The sequence below is a fragment of the Ideonella sp. genome (assembly GCF_041918995.1).
Taxonomy (GTDB): domain Bacteria; phylum Pseudomonadota; class Gammaproteobacteria; order Burkholderiales; family Burkholderiaceae_C; genus Ideonella.
The window spans coordinates 41,662-59,120 of the sequence record NZ_JAYRUN010000010.1; the positions used below are offsets into that span (position 1 = coordinate 41,662).

Annotated in this window: 14 protein-coding genes and 1 riboswitch; of the genes, 1 reads left to right on the top strand and 13 read right to left on the bottom strand. The window is 75.8% G+C overall.

The genetic code is table 11. The annotated features are described in order from the left end of the window. Positions 1-2 precede the first annotated feature (2 nt). The 12 genes from ACE3UN_RS10660 to ACE3UN_RS10715 form a co-directional block, all read right to left on the bottom strand. Positions 3-848, bottom strand: coding sequence for an ABC transporter substrate-binding protein (locus ACE3UN_RS10660; protein WP_374674921.1), 846 nt, complete (start codon positions 846-848; stop codon positions 3-5). Beyond that, positions 841-2,319, bottom strand: a complete 1,479-nt coding sequence (locus ACE3UN_RS10665; protein ID WP_374674922.1) for a cobyric acid synthase — start codon at positions 2,317-2,319, stop codon at positions 841-843. Before ACE3UN_RS10665 ends, ACE3UN_RS10660 begins: the two co-directional genes overlap by 8 nt. Positions 2,320-2,502: 183 nt before the next feature. Then, positions 2,503-3,183: an adenosine nucleotide hydrolase gene (locus ACE3UN_RS10670; RefSeq protein WP_374674923.1), complete on the bottom strand. Its 681-nt coding sequence runs from the start codon at positions 3,181-3,183 to the stop codon at positions 2,503-2,505. Next, the gene (locus ACE3UN_RS10675) at positions 3,180-3,998 is read right to left on the bottom strand and encodes an ABC transporter ATP-binding protein (RefSeq protein ID WP_374674924.1); all 819 of its coding nucleotides are present in this window, start codon (positions 3,996-3,998) and stop codon (positions 3,180-3,182) included. Before ACE3UN_RS10675 ends, ACE3UN_RS10670 begins: the two co-directional genes overlap by 4 nt. Next, on the bottom strand, positions 3,995-5,038 hold the full coding sequence (locus tag ACE3UN_RS10680; RefSeq protein WP_374674925.1) for a FecCD family ABC transporter permease: 1,044 nt from the start codon (positions 5,036-5,038) through the stop codon (positions 3,995-3,997). Before ACE3UN_RS10680 ends, ACE3UN_RS10675 begins: the two co-directional genes overlap by 4 nt. A 1-nt stretch (position 5,039) precedes the next feature. Next, a complete protein-coding gene (locus tag ACE3UN_RS10685) occupies positions 5,040-5,924 on the bottom strand; it encodes an ABC transporter substrate-binding protein (RefSeq protein ID WP_374674926.1) in 885 nt (294 codons plus the stop codon). Continuing rightward, entirely contained in the window at positions 5,921-6,487 is a 567-nt protein-coding gene (locus ACE3UN_RS10690; RefSeq protein WP_374674927.1) for a bifunctional adenosylcobinamide kinase/adenosylcobinamide-phosphate guanylyltransferase, read from the bottom strand. The genes ACE3UN_RS10685 and ACE3UN_RS10690 overlap by 4 nt, the downstream gene beginning before the upstream one ends. A 21-nt stretch (positions 6,488-6,508) precedes the next feature. Next, the gene (locus ACE3UN_RS10695; RefSeq protein ID WP_374674928.1) at positions 6,509-8,464 is read right to left on the bottom strand and encodes a TonB-dependent receptor domain-containing protein; all 1,956 of its coding nucleotides are present in this window, start codon (positions 8,462-8,464) and stop codon (positions 6,509-6,511) included. 73 nt (positions 8,465-8,537) lie between these two features. After that, positions 8,538-8,792, bottom strand: a riboswitch (cobalamin riboswitch). A gap of 32 nt (positions 8,793-8,824) precedes the next feature. After that, a complete protein-coding gene (locus ACE3UN_RS10700) occupies positions 8,825-9,955 on the bottom strand; it encodes a DUF1513 domain-containing protein (RefSeq protein WP_374674929.1) in 1,131 nt (376 codons plus the stop codon). A 25-nt stretch (positions 9,956-9,980) separates the two neighbouring features. Next, a complete protein-coding gene (locus tag ACE3UN_RS10705; protein ID WP_374674930.1) occupies positions 9,981-11,081 on the bottom strand; it encodes an imelysin family protein in 1,101 nt (366 codons plus the stop codon). Positions 11,082-11,098: 17 nt separating this feature from the next. After that, the gene (locus ACE3UN_RS10710) at positions 11,099-12,574 is read right to left on the bottom strand and encodes a di-heme oxidoredictase family protein (protein WP_374674931.1); all 1,476 of its coding nucleotides are present in this window, start codon (positions 12,572-12,574) and stop codon (positions 11,099-11,101) included. Between the two features lie 20 nt (positions 12,575-12,594). After that, positions 12,595-13,815 (bottom strand): imelysin family protein, encoded by a 1,221-nt coding sequence (locus ACE3UN_RS10715; protein WP_374674932.1) that lies wholly within the window; start codon positions 13,813-13,815, stop codon positions 12,595-12,597. Positions 13,816-13,965: 150 nt separating this feature from the next. Here ACE3UN_RS10715 and ACE3UN_RS10720 point away from each other — a divergent pair, with 150 nt between their 5' ends. Then, the gene (locus ACE3UN_RS10720; protein ID WP_374674933.1) at positions 13,966-15,468 is read left to right on the top strand and encodes a carbohydrate porin; all 1,503 of its coding nucleotides are present in this window, start codon (positions 13,966-13,968) and stop codon (positions 15,466-15,468) included. 769 nt (positions 15,469-16,237) lie between these two features. Here the strand turns inward: ACE3UN_RS10720 and bioF are convergent. After that, a complete protein-coding gene (gene bioF / locus ACE3UN_RS10725; RefSeq protein WP_374674934.1) occupies positions 16,238-17,443 on the bottom strand; it encodes an 8-amino-7-oxononanoate synthase in 1,206 nt (401 codons plus the stop codon). Positions 17,444-17,459 lie beyond the last annotated feature (16 nt).

The following is a 17,459-nucleotide window of genomic DNA, read 5'->3' on the forward strand; positions in this document are numbered from 1 at the left end:
GCTCAGGACGCCTGCGCGGCCCAGTCGGCGCACAGGCGATGCAGTTGGGCCACGCCATCGGTCAGCGCGGCCGGGCCGGGCTGCAGGATGTCGCAGGACTTGATCTCGTGCAGGCGGCCGGCGCGCACGGCCGGCACGTCCTGCCAGCCCGGGCGCGCGGCCACCTTCTCGGGGCGGAACTTCTTGCCGCACCACGAGCCGACGATGAGGTCGGGGGCACGGCGCGCCGGCTCGGTGGCATCGGCGATGACGCGGTCGCGGCCCATGCGCTGCGCGCCCAGCTCGGGGAACACGTCGTCGCCGCCGGCCACGCCGATGAGCTGCGACACCCACTGGATGGCGCTGATCATGGGCTCGTCCCATTCCTCGAAGTACACGCGCGGGCGGCGTGGCCAGGCCGCCGCCGTGCGCGCCATGGCGGCGAAGGCCTGTTCGCGCTCGGCGATCCAGGCCTCGGCCGCGGCGCTGGCGCCCACCAGGCCGGCCACCAGGCGCAGCGTGGCGGTGATCTCGGCCAGGCTGCGCTGGTTGGTGACCAGCACGTTCAGGCCGGCGCGGATGAGCTTGTCGGCCAGCGCCGCCTGCATGTCGGAAAAGCCGATCACGAGATCCGGCTCCAGCGCCACGATGCGGTCGATCTTGCCGTCGAGGAAGGCCGAGACGCGCGGCTTCTCCTCGCGCGCGCGGCGCGGCCGCACGGTGTAGCCCGAGATGCCGACGATGCGGTCCTGCTGGCCCAGCAGGTACAGCCACTCGGTGGTTTCCTCGGTCAGGCAGACGATGCGGCGCGGGCCGTCGGACGGGGCGCCGAACGTGTCCCCGGTCGGTGCATGGTTCAGGTCAGGCAAGCAGGCGCTCCAGCAGCCCGGGCACGAAGCCCTCGTCGATAAAATCGGCCAGCGCGTCGAAGCGGTCGTCCAGGCTGGGCACCTGCGCCCCGAACAGCGCCTTGAGCACCGCGGGCGACTCGAACAGCCCGTGCACCGCGGTGGCGAGCACCGAGCCGCCCTGCCAGGCCACGGCATGGCCGTCCGTGCCCTGCAGCACCGGCACGGCGCGCTGGCGGTCGATGGCGGTGGTCTGGCCCTGGCGGATCTCGTAGCCCGACAGCAGCGTGCCGTTCAGCGGTGCCCAGGGCCCCGCGAGGCCCTCGAAGCGCGACTGCACCCGCCCCACGCGCTTGGGCGCCTGGTAGCGCGTGGCCAGGGGCAGCAGCGCCAGGCCCGACCAGGCGCCGGCCTCGCCGTCCACGCCGTCGGGGTCGGACAGGGTCTGGCCCAGCATCTGCAGGCCGCCGCAGATGCCCAGCAGCGGCCGGCCCGCGGCGGCGTACAGGCGCAGCATGCGGTCCATGCCCTGGGCGCGCAGCCAGGCGAGGTCGCCGCTGACCTGCTTGGAGCCGGGCAGCACGATCCAGTCCGCCCCCTGCAGGTCGGCCACGCTGCGGGCCCAGACGATGCGCAGGCTGCCCACCTGGCGCAGCGGCTGGAACTCGTCGAGGTTGCTCACCTGCGGGTAGGCCACGATGGCCATGGTGCGGGTGGCCGCGGCGGGCGCCTGGGTCGGCTGCGGGTCGAACACCCCGTCTTCCTCCGGCAGCCCGTGGCCGCGGTGCATGGGCAGCACGGACGCCAGCGGCACGCCGGTCAGCGCCTCGAGCTGCTTCGGGCCGGGGGCCAGCAGGCCCGCGTCGCCGCGGAACTTGTTGAGCACGAAGCCCGAGAGATAGCCGCGCAGGTCCTCGGGCAGCAGGGCCCAGGTGCCGTAGGCGTGGGCGAAGGCACCGCCGCGGTCGATGTCGGCCACCAGCAGGGCATGCAGGCGGCTGCTGTCGCGCGCCCAGCGCGCCGTGCCCAGGTTCACGTAGTCCTGCGCCGCGAGGTTGATCTCGGCCGGCGAGCCCGCGCCTTCGATGACCAGCAGCTCGTGCGCGGCGCGCAGCCGGGTGAAGCTCTCGCGCGCCGCCTGTGCCAGGTGGCCGCTGCGCTCGCGCCAGGGCAGGCGCGACAGGCCGGGCGCCACCTTGCCGTGCACCACCACCTGGCTGGCCGTCTCGCCCTCGGGCTTGAGCAGCACGGGGTTCATGTCCACCGTGGGCTCCACCCGGGCGGCCAGGGCCTGGAAGTACTGCGCCGCGCCGATCTCGCCGAAGCGGCCGTGCGTGCCCGCGACCACGCGGGCGTTGTTGCTCATGTTCTGCGCCTTGAACGGCGCCACGGAGATCCCGCGCCGGGCGGCCCAGCGGCACAGCGCCGTGCTCAGCAGGCTCTTGCCTGCCCCGCTGGAGCAGCCCCAGACCATGATGGCTCGTGGGTTCATGGGAACGACGTCATCCTCGTGTGGCCGGGCGCGGCGGACTGCACCGCACCTCGGAGCCCGGCATCATGCCCGCTGCCGGCCACCGGCGCATCGGCGCGCGGGCAACGGTTCTGCGCCACTCGGGCCACCCGGCGTGCAACAGCTGTAACAACCGCGACTTCCACACGGCGCCGGCGCAGGCGTTCACGCCGCCCGTTCCAGCGCGGGCACCTGGAAGGCCAGCACGGTGGGCGACAGCGGCGGGCGTGCCGGCACCAGCCGGCGCACCCCGGCCGTCAGCGGCAGGGGCGCGGAGAAGCCGGGGCCGTCCCAGACGAAGGTGTGGAACTCGCCGTCCTCGCCGCAGGGGCACACGCCGGCGGGCAGGCGCGCCAGCAGGTCGGCGTCGTACTCGGCGCCACAGAAGCCGGCGTCCAGGCGTGCCGTGTCCACGCACACCAGCCGGGCGCGGATGCCGCGCGCCACGATCTCCTCGGCCAGCGCGGCCCGCGGCTGCCCCCACAGCGGGAACACCGCCTCCAGCCCGGCCGCCTCGCAGGCCGGCTCGAGCCACGCGCGGTGGGCCAGCAGGTCGATGTCGCCGAACACCAGGTGCGTGTGGCCGCTGTCGCGCAGCGCCACCAGCGCCGCCGCCCAGCCCTGGGCATAGCCGGCGCTGGCGATGGGTGTCGGCCGCCACTGGCCGCCCAGCGCCCGCACCTGGGCGTGCATCAGGTCGGCTGGCAGGGCATGGCTCAGGCTCAGCTCGCCCGGCTCGTCCATGACGGTGAGGAAGGTGTCCACCGGCAGGCCGGCGGCGCGGGCGCGCAGAAGGGCCAGGCAGGCGTCCTTGCCGGCGCTCCAGCTGATGGCGGCTCGGGTCATGGGGTCTCCTCGGGGGTCTCGATGGCGGGCAGGCACGGCAGCGCCGCCCAGCGGCCGGCATGCCGCTGGATCTGCACGGTGTGGTCGAAGGCTTCCTGCACGGCGGCGTGCAGGGCCGGGTCGTCGCTGCGGCCGGCGGCCGTCCCGCGCCCGCCTTCCAGCAGCAGCAGGCGGTCGGCGCACAGCGCCAGGTTCAGCTCGTGCAGCACGCTGACCACGGTGTGCGTGGCGGCCAACCGCCGCAGCAGCTGCACCAGCGCGACCTGGTGCGGCGGGTCCAGGTGGGCGGTGGGCTCGTCCAGCAGCAGCACCGGCGCGCCGGTGGCCAGCGCCCGCGCCAGCAGCACGCGCTGCCGCTCGCCGCCGGACAGGCCGTGCAGCCGCCGGCCGGCCCAGTCGGCGCAGCCGGTGGCCTGCATGGCGCGGGCCACGGCGGCCTCGTCCTGGGCATCCGGCTCGGCGAACAGGCCCAGCGGGGCCAGGCGGCCCAGGCGCACGGTGTCGAGCACCGTGAGCTCGCCGCTCACCGGCCCGGCCTGCGCCAGCCACGCGATGCGGCAGGCGCGTTCGCGCAGCGGCATGGTGCCCAGGCGGCGGCCGTCCAGCGTCACCTGCCCCGCGGCCGCCGGCACCAGGCCGGCCAGCGCGCGCAGCAGCGTGCTCTTGCCGGCGCCGTTCGGGCCCACCACGGCCGTCCAGCCCGGCTCGAACACGGCGTCCACGCCGTGCAGCACCGCGCGGCCCGCGAGCTGCACATGCAGCCCGCGCGCATGCAGCCGCGGCGGCGCGGCACGCAGGGCCGCCGGCGCCGTCATGCGGCCTCCCCGTGGCGCCGCAGCAGGTGCATGAGGTAGCCGCCGCCCAGCACCGCCGTGAGCACGCCCACGGGCAGCTCCTGCGGCGCCAGCAGCGTGCGCGCGGCCACGTCGGCCGCCAGCAGCAGCGTGCCGCCCGCCGCGGCGCTGGCCACCAGCAGGAAGCCGTGCGGCCCGGGCGCGTGGCGGCGCACCAGGTGCGGGGCGATCAGGCCGACGAAGGCCACCAGCCCGGCCTGTGACACGGCCAGCCCGGTGGCCAGCGCCAGCAGGACGACCATCACCAGGCGCAGTCGCGGCAGGTCCAGGCCCAGGCTGGCGGCGCTGTCGTCGCCGAGCGTCAGGGCGTCCAGCGCGCGCGCATGCCGCCAGGCCAGCGGCAGCAGGCCGGCCAGGCCCAGCCCCAGCACGGCCACCTGCGGCCAGCCGAGGAACCCCGTGGTGCCGAGCAGGAAGCTCTGCTTGCCGCGCAGCGCCTCGGGCGCCGCGGTGGTGATCAGGTCGCTCGCCGCGCCGAGCACCACGCCGACCACCACCCCGGCCAGCAGCAGGCGCAGCGGCTCCCGCGCGCCGCGCGCCAGCGCCAGCGTGAGCAGCAGGCCGGCCAGGGCGCCGAGGAAGGCGGCCAGCACGGCGCCCAGGCGCTCCAGCCACACGAGCAGCAGCCCCAGCGGCGCCGCCCCCGCCGCGTCCCCATGGCCGGCGGCCAGCGTGGCAGTGGCCAGCACCGCCACCACGGCCAGTCCGGCGCCTGCCGCGGTGCCGAGCAGGTAGGGGTCGGCCAGCGGGTTGCGGAACAGGCCCTGGGCCAGGGCGCCGGCCAGGCCCAGCAGCGCCCCCACGGTCCAGGCGCCCAGCGTGCGCGGCGCGCGGATCTCGCCGACGATCAGGCCTGCCTGCCCGGCGTGCCAGTCGTCGGCCAGCGCGGCCCAGGCGGCGGGCGTCAGCCCCTGCGGGCCGGCCAGCAGACCGGCCAGGCCAAGCACGACGCTGGCCAGCAGCAGGGCCTGCAGCAGGCGGCGGCGGGCGGTGTCGGCCATGTCAGGGTGCCGGGGGCAGGCCGGCCAGGCAGGCGGCGATGGCGTGCGCGGCCTCGCCCATGCGCGGCCCCGGGCGGATGACCAGCTCGTACACCGCCGGCTCGAAGCCACAGGCGCGCCCGGGCCGCCCGGCCACCGGCTGCAGCGCGGCGAGCCCGTCCCAGCCGGGCCGCCCGGGCATGTCGCGCAGGGCCCGGGCGGACGCCATCACCACGTCGGGCCGGGCTCGCACCACCGCCTCGGGGTTGAGCTTGGGGAACGGGCCCTGCGCCGCCGGCACCACGTTGCCCAGCCCCAGCCGGTCCAGCGTCTGGCCGATGAAGGACGCGGCGCCGGCTGCGTACGGGTCGGACGCGACCTCGAAGTACACGCGCCGGCCGCGCCAGCCCGCCGGCACCCGCGCGGCGGCGGCATGCAGGTCCGCTTCGATCGCCGCCCACAGCCGGTCGCCGGCCTCCGGGCGGCCCAGCAGCTGCGCGAGCCCCTGCAGCGTGCGCCGCACGTCGGCATGGGTCTCGGAATCGAGCACCACCACCGCCAGGCCCAGGCCACGCAGGCGGTCGACCACGCGGGCCGAGCGCGCGGCCAGCACGACGTCCGGCCGCAGCGCCACGATGCGCTCGACCTGCGCGTCCTCCAGGCCGCCCAGCCGCGGCAGGCGGTTCACCGCCTCGGGCCAGTTGGCGTAGCGGTCCACGCCCACGAGCCGGTCGCAGGCGCCGAGCGCACACACGCTTTCGGTGAGCGAGGGCAGCAGGCTCACGATGCGCTGCGGCGGCGCCGCCAGCCGGTGCGTGTGCCCGCCGTCGTCGCGCAGCACCACGGTGGCGCCGGCACGCACCGTGGCCAGCGCCAGCAGCGCGGCCAGCAGCAGCGCGCGCCTCATGGCCGCTTCACCGGCATCTCGATGCCGGCGACCATGAGCGTGACCTGTGCACAGGCGGCCGCGACGCGCTGGTGCAGGGTGCCCAGCGCGTCCACGAAGGCGCGCGCCTCGCGGGCCAGCGGCACCACGCCCTGGCCGATCTCGTTGGACACCAGCACCACCGGCCCGTCCGCCCGCGCCAGCGCCGCGCACAGCGCATCCGCGGTGCCGTCCACGCGCGGCAGCCACGCGGCCGATTCCAGCGGCGGCTCGCCGGGAGGCATCAGCTCCTGGGTGAGCCACAGGGTGAGGCAGTCCACCACCAGCAGGCGGCTGGGGGTGGCGTGCGCCTCGATCGCCGAGGGCAGGTCCTGGTTCACTTCGCGCACGTGCAAGCCAGGCGCACGGGCGGACCGCGCCGCGCGGTGGCGTGCGATGCGGGCGACCATCTCCTCGTCCGCCGGCAGGGCGGTGGCGAGCAGCCAGGCTTCATGGCCGGACGAACGCGCCATCCAGTCGGCGGCGCGCTGCTCGGCACAGCGCGACTTGCCGCTCTTCTGTCCGCCGAGGATGAGTTCGTGCATGGCGTCGGCCGGGCGCGGCGCTCAGCGGCCGCCGAAGTCGTAGCGCACGCCCAGCCAGGCCTGGCGGCCCAGGCCCTGGTAGTCGCGCGCCGGCGTCAGGTCCACGTCGGTGGCGTTGAGCACCTTGGCCTCCAGCGCCCAGTCGCGGGCAAGCTGCCAGCGCGCCTTGAGGTCCAGCGTGGTCTCCTGCGGCAGCCGCCAGCCGCTGTCGGAGCGCTCGCCCACCTGCAGCACGGCCGCCCCGAATCGCCAGTCGCCCCAGGTGTAGTCCGCGCCGAACGAGGCCTGGTGGGCGGCGCGGCGGTTCAGGCGGGCGCCGGTGTCGGCGTCCTTGGCGTCGACGACATCCACCTGCGCGCGCAGCGACCAGGCGCCCAGCTCGGCGCTGCCGCCCAGGGTGAGGCCCTGCAGCTTCGCGTCGCTCACGTTGGCTGCGCAACCGAAGGCGTAGGACGGGTCGTCGGGGCAATCGGCCGGGTCCGGCGTGTAGACGATGAGGTCGCGCATGCGGTTGTGCCACGCGGTGGCGGTCAGCTCGACGCCGCCGACGCGGCCGCTCAAGCCCAGCTCCACGCTGCGGCCGCGCTCCGGGTCCAGCCCGGGCACGCCGTAGCCGGGGTAGTCGGTCTCGTTGAAGCTGGGGGCGCGGAACGAGGTGCCGGCCAGCGCGCGCACGCGCCAGCCCTTGGTGAACTCGTAGGCCGCGCCGAGGCGGCCGGTGGTCACGTCGCCGTAGGCGGAGTTGTCATCGTGCCGCAGGTCGGCCTGCAGCTGCACGCCCGGCCGGCCGCCGGCACCCCCGAGCTCCCCCAGCCAGGCCAGCACCAGCGCCTGGTTGTCGCGCTCCTTCTGGTAGGCGGGCGTGTCGGCCTCCTCGCTCAGGCCGTCGAAGGCGACGGTCAGGCGCTGGCCGGCCGCGGGCTTCCAGGTGGCCTGGGCCTCCACCTGCTGGCGGCGGGTGCGGAAGCGACTGGTTTGCGTGCCGCCGCTGGTCAGGTCACTTTCCTGCCAGGACGTGCGCAGCGTGGTCGCCCAGGCGCTGCTCCAGTCGGCGCGGTGCTCGAGCGCCAGCACCTGGTTGTCCAGCCGGTTGCGGAAATCCGGGCTGGCGTCGGCGGCGAAATCGGGCGGCAGGTACTCGCTGCTGTCGTACTGCGCGTCCAGCTCGCTGCGCACCGCGCTCACGCCCAGGCGGTGGCCTGGCGCCACGCGCCAGCCGAACTGCGCGTGGGCGGTGCTGCGCTCGAAGCCGTCCCGGTCGGGGTGGTGGTTGCCCCACTGGTCGCCGGGCCGCACGGCCGACACGCCGTCCAGCCGCTCGTGCGACAGCGACGCCGCCGCGTCCACGGCACCGAAGCGGCCGCTGGCGTGCACCGAGCCCTCGGCCGCGCCGTACTGGCCGGCGGCGAGCGCCGCGCCCACGCGGGTGCTGCCGTCGCCCCGGCGGGTGAAGATCTGGATCACGCCGCCGGCGCCGTCGGCGCCGTACAGGCTGGAGCCGGGGCCGCGCAGCACCTCGATGCGCTCGATCATGGCCAGGCTGAGGCCCTCGAACTCGACCTGGCCGAGCGTGGCCGAGCCGATGCGCACGCCGTCGACCAGCACCAGCGTGTTGCCCACGCCGGCGCCGCGCATGAACAGGCCGGCGCTGGAACCCGGGCCGCCGTTGCGCGACAGCTGCAGGCCGGCCTCGCGGCGCAGCAGGTCCTCCACCGAGTCGGCGGTGGAGGCGCGGATCTGCTCCTCGTCGATGACCACCAGGTCGCCGGCCAGGCGGCCGGCAGCCACCGGCTCGCGGGTGCCGGTGATGACGATGCGCTCGGGGTCCGGGGCCGCGGCGGGCTGCACCGCGGCCGCCGGGGCGGCCTGAGCATGGGCGAGGGAGACGGGCAGGCACGCCGCGACGCAGGCGAGCGCCAGGGCGCAGACGCGGGCAGGCGCCTGGGCGGCATGCAGCCGCAGGAAGGAGGAAGACATGAACGGACGAGACAGCACACGTGCCATGCCGGATTCCCCGCCGGCGGGCACCTCACGGCGCTGCCACGGCATTGCGGCGCGCCACCTCGTTGGCCGGTATCCGGGCTGGCGGAGGCGACCCGTGGTCCCTTCCCAGGCGCGTTCGACGCGCCCAGTGGGTGTGTGCCACGAGCAGAGGGCCCGGCCGTGGTGGCCGCGTCCTCGTCCGCTTACCGTTGCGGGGGCAGCGCAGGTTGGGGTCGTCGCCGTGGGCACGACCCGCCCTGCTTCCCGTTGAACTGCGCCACCCCGAGCGGGCGGCGCGAGCACCAACAGCCGCGCATCATAACGTCGTGGCTGGCAGCAGGGCACTGCGGTGCATCAAGCCGCGTGCGGCAGCCACACGGCATGGTTGTCGGGCAGGCAGCCTGGCGGCAGGGCCAGGGCCCGCGCCGCCGCGGGGGACACGCACAGCGCCCCGGCGGCGCCGAGGCTCCAGCTGGCCCCGCCGTCCGCCGGCCCGTCGGACGCCACCTGCGCGCCCGCCTGCACCAGCGGCAATGCCGGCGCCCAGCCGGACGCCGCCGACCAGCCGAGCAGCGCATCCGCGCGCGTGGCGCCCAGGCGGAAGCCGCCCGGCGTGGCCACGATGTCGCCGGCATAACCCGCCCAGTCCCCGCCACCCTCGGCCGCCGGTGGCAGCGGGACGGCGCGCAGGCCGGTGCGGTCCAGCACCGCGAGCAGCGGCGCCGTCGCGCGTGCCGCCCGGTCGGCGTGCTCGGCCTGCAGGGCGATGCCCAGGGTGCGGCTGCCCGGGTGCCAGGCCAGGTGGCGCAGGGACAGCTGGGGGTCGGGCAGGCGCCAGCGCCCCCGCAGCTGCCCGCTGCGCCGGTCGAACGCGACCAGCGAGGAGTCCAGCGCGAGCGTGTCGTCGCGGGTCCGGCCGCTCTCGGGCCGGGTGGGCACGCCGCCGTTGGCAACGAACAGCATGTCGTCCACCGCCAGCAGCGCATGCGGGTCGGTGCCGCCGGTGGGCCACTCGGCGCGCCGCGCCAGGGTCAGCGGGTCGCGCAGGACAAGCACGCCCGCGCCGTCCTCATGGCGCTGCTCGGTGCTGAACAGCACACCCTGCGCCGCGTCGTGCCAGACATGGCCGTTGAACTGGCGGCCCGGCTCGGCCCAGGCCTCGTGCAGCACGCGGCCGTCGGCCGACCAGCGCCGCATCCACAGCCCGGGCCGCCGCGCCACGGCGACGAGCTGCTCGCCGGCGCCGGGCACGGCCAGCCGCGCGACGCCATGGGCCCGGGTGGGCACCACCAGCCGGCTGGCCACCTCCAGCGCATCGCCCGAGGGGCGCCACACGCCGATGCAGCGCCGCGCCGCGCGCGCCGGGCCGTCGGGCTCGTCCCACGCCAGGGCCAGCCCGGCGGGCGCGGACTGCGCCCAGGCGTGCGCCGGCCAGGCCGCGGCGCCCGCCAGCGCCACCATCCAGCGGCGTCGTGCCGTGTCCATGCCTGGCCTGGTCAGCCGACGCGGCTCAGTCGCCGTCGTCGGAGCTGAACTCGAGCTGGAACGCGAGCTGCTCGGCCACCTGGCGGTCCAGCACGTGGGCCAGCACGTCCATGCGCGCCGACGCGGCCAGCAGGCGCTCGGCCGGGGTGGCCGGCGTGGCGCCCGCGAACGCGGCGTCCACCGCGGCGGCCTCGCGCACCAGGGCATCGGCCGGGGCGGCGAGGCCGCGCGCGCGCAGGTAGGCCGCCAGCGGCTGCAGGCCCTCGGGCGTGCCGGGGCCGCCCACGGTCTGCTGGCGCAGCGCGGCCCAGCGGGCCGCCCAGGCGGCGGCCGTCTGGCCGCTGCTGGCACGCGGCGCCTGGCCCATGCCCCAGCTCTTGAGCGGCATCTCGATCTCGCGCCAGCGCAGCCGCGACACGGCGGACAGCCACTGGTTGGCCCAGCCGTTGAACCATTCCGCCGCCTGCGCGGGGCTGCGCGTGGCGGCTGCCTCGGCCTGGAACGCGTCGGCCAGGCCGCGGGCCTCGTCGTGCACGTCACCCGCCAAGGCCTGCAGGTAGGCGCAGGCCGCCGTGCGCGGGGCGGGCGGCTGCTTCCACAGCAGGTGCTCCAGGGCCGGCAGGCCCTTGGCCGGCGCGCCCACGCGGTCGAGCTGCCAGGTCCAGCGCCCGGCCACCGCGTCTGCCGCCGGATCGGTGGCATGGGGCTGGGCGACCGCCTTGTCCAGGGCCTGGGGCCGGAAGGCGTTGAAGTCCACCCGCGGCTCGCTGCGGCGCGTGAGCAGGGGCCCGGTGGTCACTGCCGACAGGCGCGTCCAGGCCAGCATGCTGTCCACCCAGGCCTGGCGCGCGGCGGGCAGCGGTGCACCGCCGGGGGCCCCGGCCGCGCACAGCACGCGGCTGCGTTCCACCAGGCGGCCAGCGGCGTCGGCGAAGCGCTGGGCGTCGGGCGCATAGGCATGGCGCAGCAGGCGGTCGACGAACACGCCGGTCGCCGGATCGGCCAGCGCCAGGCGGGCGGGGGCAGACGGTGCCGAAGCCGCCGAAGCCGGCTCGGCCGGGCCGGCCTGCGCGGCGGCAGCGGCGAGGGCGAGGCCGCCCACCAGAACCGATGAAAGACGGCTCATCGTCCGCATGCCGCGCCTCACAGGGACTCCACGAACTTGACCAGCGCCGCGCGCTCGGCGGCGGACATCTTCAGCACACGCTGCTTCGCGGCCTCCGCCTCGCCGCCGTGCCAGAGCACCGCCTCCAGCACGCCGTCGGCGCGGCCATCGTGCAGCAGGCGCTGGTGGCCGTTGACGTCGCGGATCAGGCCCACGCCCCACAGCGGCGGCGTCTTCCACTGGCGGCCGTTGGCCTGGCCGTCCGGGCGGCCGTCGGCGAGCGCCGGGCCCATGTCGTGCACCAGCAGGTCGGTGTAGGGCCAGATGGTCTGGCCGGCCACCTTGGGGCTGGACAGCGCGGGAAACGGGGCACCGGCGGTGACGTAGCTCGGCCGGTGGCACACGGCGCACTGCGCGGCATGGAACAGCGCCTGGCCGCGCAGCACCTGCTCGTCGGTGGGAGAGCGCCGGGCGGCGGGCGCGAGCGTGGCCTGGTAGAAGACCACGTGGCCCAGCGTGGTGTCGTCGATCTCCGGGCCTTCCCCCTTGGCGCCGCGCGGCGCCGCCAGGCAGTCGCGCTGGGCGTCCGTGCAGGCCTCCTTGGGGAACACGCGGGAGGTGATGCCGATGTCGCCGAGGAAGGCGCCTGCCGTCTGGTGGGCCAGCGTCGGCACGTTGGCCTTCCAGCCGAAGCGGCCCACGCGCTGCTCGCCCGACCAGGCGTCGAGCACGCGGTTGGCGCGGCCGCGGATGGGACCGCCGGCTTCGGCCTGGGCGCGCTCGTTGGCGAGGATGTCGCTCTCGGCGATGGCCTCGAGCAGGCCGACGCCCGCCAGCTGCGGCGCCACGCGCGGGCTGACCCGCACGTCGCGCCGCATGGGCCCGTAGGCCAGGTCGCTGAAGCGGTAGTGCGGCGCCTGCAGCGTGTAGCGCGTGCCGTCGGCGAAGCGGCCCGGCACAGGGGTGCGGCGGATCTGCACCTGCCCCTCGGGCTTCACGTCACCGATGGCGCGGTTGTTGAACTGGTCGCCGTACACGGGCTCGGGCGTGGTGGCCAGCGGGTCGTCGCCACCGCGCACAGGCACGGACAGGCGCAGCAGCAGCCCGGTGGGCTGCTCGGCGCTGAGGCCGCGGCGGAAATCCGGCGGCGCACCGCGGCCGTCCTGGTCGTGGCAAGCGCCGCAGGACCGGGCAATGAAGTGCGGCCCCAGGCCGTCGCGCGCGGTGGTGGACGCGGGTGCCTCCACCCAGTTGCGGCGGAAGAACGAGTTGCCCACCGCGAAGCGCTGGCGCTCATCGTCGTCCAGGTTGGCGAAGGGAAAGGAAAAGGCGTTGCGGCCGGCGGCGGGCACGGTGGTGGCCCCGCCGGTCTGCTCGCCGAGCGGGTCGGCCGGTGCGGGCTTCTCGTCGGCCACGGCCTCGGTGGGGCTCAGCAGGCCGGTGCCGGCCAGGCTGGCGGCCACGGCGGCCACCACGATCAGGGCAGCCCCCGCGGCGGCCGGGGGACGGTGCATTGGGCGCATGGAGGGTCCGGTCACTGCGTGCGGGTCAGCCGCGTGATGCCGACGGCGGCGGCGGCCTGGGGCAGATCCTTCGACTGCACGATGAGCGCGTCGATGGTGGCCTGCACGCGGCGGCGGCCGGGGGCATCGGCGCCACCGACGATCTCGCGGTCGAACGGCGCCTGGATGGCCTGTGCGGCGGCGACCGAGGCGGCGATGTCGCGCGTGGTCTTGTCGGCCAGCGCGGCGTTGGCCTGCGCGACCAGCTGCTGCAGCGACGGGCCCTGCAGCACGCTGCCGTCGCGGCGGACATAACGGCCCAGCCACACGTTCTGGATGCCGGTGGCATTGGCGACCACGTCGCGGTGGGTGTTGTCGGAGAAGCAGGAGTGCTCGTCCTCCTGGTCCTGGGTGTTCATGGCGACTTCGAGCCGCTCGCCGGCCAGCTCGCCGCGCGACAGCGAGCCGATGCCCACGATGATCTTGCGCACGGCCTCCAGGCCCTCGGCCTCGAAGCGCGCGCGGTAGTTGCTCGCCCCGGGCGCCCAGGCGCCCACCAGGTAGCGCAGGTCGTCGATGAGCAGCTCGGTGACGGCCGTGAGGTACTGGCGCCGGCGGTCGGCGTTGGGCGCCTTGCCGTCCACGAAGTCCTCGAACGAGCGGTTGCCCGGGCCGTCGGCGTTGACGTCCTGGCCCCACAGCAGGAACTCGATGGCGTGCCAGCCGGCGGCGATGTTCTCCTCGCCGCCCTTCTCGTTCAAGCCGGCCAGCGAGGCCTTGGTCAGGGCGATCTTGCGGTTGGCCACGATGCCACCGGCGCGCTTGCCCCGCACGGTGTCGATGTACGACTCGTCCAGCGGCCAGGCGTTGATGCGGCCCTCGGGGCCGTCGTCCGCGTCGATGGGGCCGGCGTAGAAGCGGAACGCCTCGGTGGGCCCGTACCACTCGCGGGCCTGCCGCCAGGCGGTGCGGGCGGCCTCCAGGCGCTCGGCGCTGGGCTGGGCCACGAAGGCGTTGATCACCTGCTGCATCTGCAGCGCCGCGGCCAGGGTGTCCTCGTAACCGGCCGCCACGCCCGCGGCGTAGTGGCGCACCACGGCCTCGGGCGTGACGGCGGCCGCCGCGGGCTGCACCGGGGCGGCCGCGGCTTGCGCCTGCGCCTGCACCGGCAGGGCGGCCCCGCCGAGCCCCGTGGCCAGGGCCGCCACGGCCCACAGTTGACGGGCCGCCGGCCACTTCGTCGAACAAGTCATTGCTTCTCCTGTCTTTTTGCGGATGCCGGTGGGCCGGCGCCATGCACTCTGTTGCGGGCGCGGCCCCTCGCCGTGTGCCGCGTTTCCCCGTATCATAAACGCGAACAAATCGCATTTGCATTAGAAAATGGACTTGAGGAGAGGCTGCCCGTGACCCCTTGCCCGTCTTATCACCGCCCTGCCCTGCGGGCCCTGGTGGCCGCCCTCGCGGCCGGCGGCCTGAGTGCCGCGGTGGCTGCACCCGCGGGCACCGACCCGGCCATCCTGGAGCGCCTGGACAAGCTCATGCAGCGTGTGCAGGCGCTGGAGCAGCGCAACGGCGAGCTGGAGCGCCAGGTGCAGGCGCTGCGGGCCCCGGCCACGGCCACGGCCACGGCCACGGCCACGGCTCCGCCCTCCGCCGCAGCCGCCCCCGCCGGCGGCTGGGGCGAACCGCGGCTGGCCGCGCTGGAGCAGCAGGTGAAGGCACTGGCCCGCCCCCTGGAGGCCGAAAGCGGCGAGGAACTCACCGTCGAAGGGGGTCTGGTGGCCGTGGCCCAGCAGGTGGGCGGCCGCGGCAGCGACACGGGCCGTGACCAGGGCCGGCTGAACTACCGCGGCGACGTCGAGGTGACGCTGCCGCTGGGCACCGTGCCGGCGCTCGGCGAGGCGCGCTTCACCGGCTTCGGCCACCTGCGCTTCGGCCAGGGCAGCGGCGTGTCGCTGCGCCCCACGCACACCGCCACGGTCAACTCGGTGCCCTTCGAGGCCGGCTCCGGCTCGGACGAGACCTACGCCATCGTCGCGCAGGCCTGGGGCCAGCTGAGCTGGCAGCTGGGCGGCCTGGGCTTCAACGACCTGCCGGGCAACCGGGTGGAGCTCACGCTCGGCAAGATCGACATCTTCGGCTTCTTCGACCAGAACGAGGTGGCCGGCGACGAGGGCGCCCAGTTCCTCAACAACGTGTTCGTGCACAACCCGCTGCTGGATTCGGGCGGCGACATCGCGGCCGATGCCTACGGCTTCGCGCCGGGCGCCCGGCTGGCCTACGTGGACGAGGGCGAGGACCGCGGCTGGGGCTGGGGCGCCTCGCTGGGCGTCTTCGGCGCGGGCACGGCGGCGAACTTCGGCACCGGCCCGCGCCGCCCGCTGGTCATCGGCCAGCTGGAGTTCTCGCCCAAGCAGATCAACGGCGAGCCGCGCGGCAACTACCGGGTGTATGCCTGGACCAACGGCGAAACCACCGACCTGGCCGGCGAGGCCCGCCAGCGCCACAGCGGCTACGGGCTCTCGATCGACCAGAAGATCGGGCGGGAATGGAACGTGTTCGGCCGCTGGGGCCAGCGCACGGCCGGCGACGGCGCCTTCGACCGCGCGCTGACCGCCGGCTTCGAGCACGGTGGCCGCGCCTGGGGACGCGGCACGGACGCCGCCGGCCTGGCCGTGGGCTGGGTGCGCACCAGCGGCGAATGGGCCGCGGCGACCCGCCTGGACACCAGCCTGGTGGGCTTTGCCGCCCGCGGCAACGAGCAGATCGTGGAGGCGTACTACCGCTGGAAGCTCAGCGAGCACCTGGAGCTCACCCCGGACCTGCAGTGGATCCGCCGCGCGGGCGGCGACGCCGATGCGCCGGACTTCCTGGCGGTGGGCTTGCGGGCCGCGGTGGGGTTCTGAGAGCCGGCAGGGGATCGGCCGGCGCCCGTTCGGCCTGAGCCTGTCGAAGGCCCGCATCGCTCCCCGTTCGGCCTGAGCCTGTCGAAGGCCCGCATCGCTCCCCGTTCGGCCCGCCCCCGTCGAAGGCCCGCATCGCTCCCCGTTCGGCCTGAGCCCGTCGAAGGCCCTGGCATGCACAGGCAGGTGCCAGCCCGCGCCCGCGCCCACCCCGGGCGGCTCATGCGTCCGCGCCCTCGGCCTCGCGGCCGAAGGTTCCCTGCGATGCTCGGCCCCGGGTCGCGCGGCTCAACTCGCTTCGTTCGCTGCGCTCACTGCGCTCGGCCAGTCGCCGCGAGTCAGACCACGAAGCGCGCTGACGCGCGCCGACCCGCGGCCTGCGCTTCTCGGCGCTGCCCACATCGCCACCCGGGGCAGGCACCGGCGCGGGCTCGCGAGCGCTTCTTACTCTGACGGGGCCCTTCCTTGCCGCCGCTTCCGCGGTCACTCCGGCACCCCCGGCACCCGCCCCGCCGGGCGATTTGGGGAGCGGCGAGAAGCACAGGACGGCCGGCAGCGAGCCGGAGCGGCGCGCCTCGTCTTCTGACTCGCCGTCCGGTGTCTGAGCGCAGCGAACGCCAGTGAGCGCAGCGAGTTCGGCGGCGTGCCGGCCGGCCGAGCATCACAGCGGACCCTCGGCCGCCAGGCCGAGGGCGCGGACGAATGAGCCCGGCGGGGCGGGTGTCGGGGGTGCCGCGCTCCAACCTTGGCGTGCGGCCCCTCGCGTGGGCCGTCAGCCGCCCCGAGCCGCCCGCCCCAAGGCCGCCACCAGCCGATCCACATCGGCCAGCGTGTGCGCCGCCGACAGCGCGATGCGCAGCCGCGCCGTGCCCGGCGCCACGGTGGGCGGGCGGATCGCCGGCACCCACAGGCCGGCATCGTGCAGTTGCTGCATCACGGCCAGCGCCGGCGCGTTCTCGCCGATGACCAGCGGCTGCACCGGTGTGTCCGACGGCAGCAGCCGCCAGCTGGCCGCGTCCACGGCCGCGTCGGCGCCGGGCGCCAGGCCGTCGCGCAGGCGTGCCACCAGCGCGTGCAGGTGGGCGCGCCGGCGGTCGCCCTCCTCGCCCGCCACCACCTTCAGGGACGCGCGCAGCGCCTCGGCCAGCAGGGCGGGCGCGGCGGTGGCGAAGGTGTAGCTGCGCGTGGCCTGCAGCAGCCACTCGACCAGGCGCTGCGGGCCCGCCACGAAGGCACCCGCCACGCCCAGCGCCTTGCCGAGGGTGGCCATGTAGATCACGCGTTCCGAGGCGCCGGCGCCCATGCGGCCCACCGCCGCCAGCGCGCCGCGGCCCTGCGGCCCCAGCACACCGAAGCCGTGGGCATCGTCGATGAGCAACAGCGCGTCATGGCGCTCGGCCAGCGCGATCAGCGCGGGGATGTCGGCGATGTCGCCGTCCATGCTGAACACCGCGTCGCTGAGGATCAGCTTGCGGCGCGCCGGCTCGGCGGCGAGCGCCGCGTCCAGGGCGGCCAGGTCGGCATGGTCGTAGCGGCGGATCGCCGCCTTGGACAGGCGTGCGCCGTCGATCAGGCAGGCATGGTTGAGCGCATCGGAGAAGATGGCATCGCCCGGCCCCACCAGCGCGGGCACGATGCTGGCGTTGGTGGCGTAGCCGGCGTAGAAGTACAGCGCCCGGGGCAGCTGCACGAAGGCCGCCAGCTCCTGCTCCAGCGCGGCGTTGGCCGCGCTGTGGCCGCTGACCATGGGCGAGGCGCCCGAGCCCACGCCGTAGCGCTCCACCGCGGCGTGCACCGCGTCACGCAGCGCCGGGTGGCTGGCCAGGCCCAGGTAGTCGTTGCTGCAGAAGGCCAGCAGCTCGCGGCCATCCACCTGCAGCCGTGCCCCGGCGGCGGGCTCCACCACACGACGGCGGCGGATGAGGTGGGCGGCCTGGCGCTCGGCCAGGCGGGTGTCGAAATCGTCGAGCCAGGTCATGCAAGAGGCCGCGGCC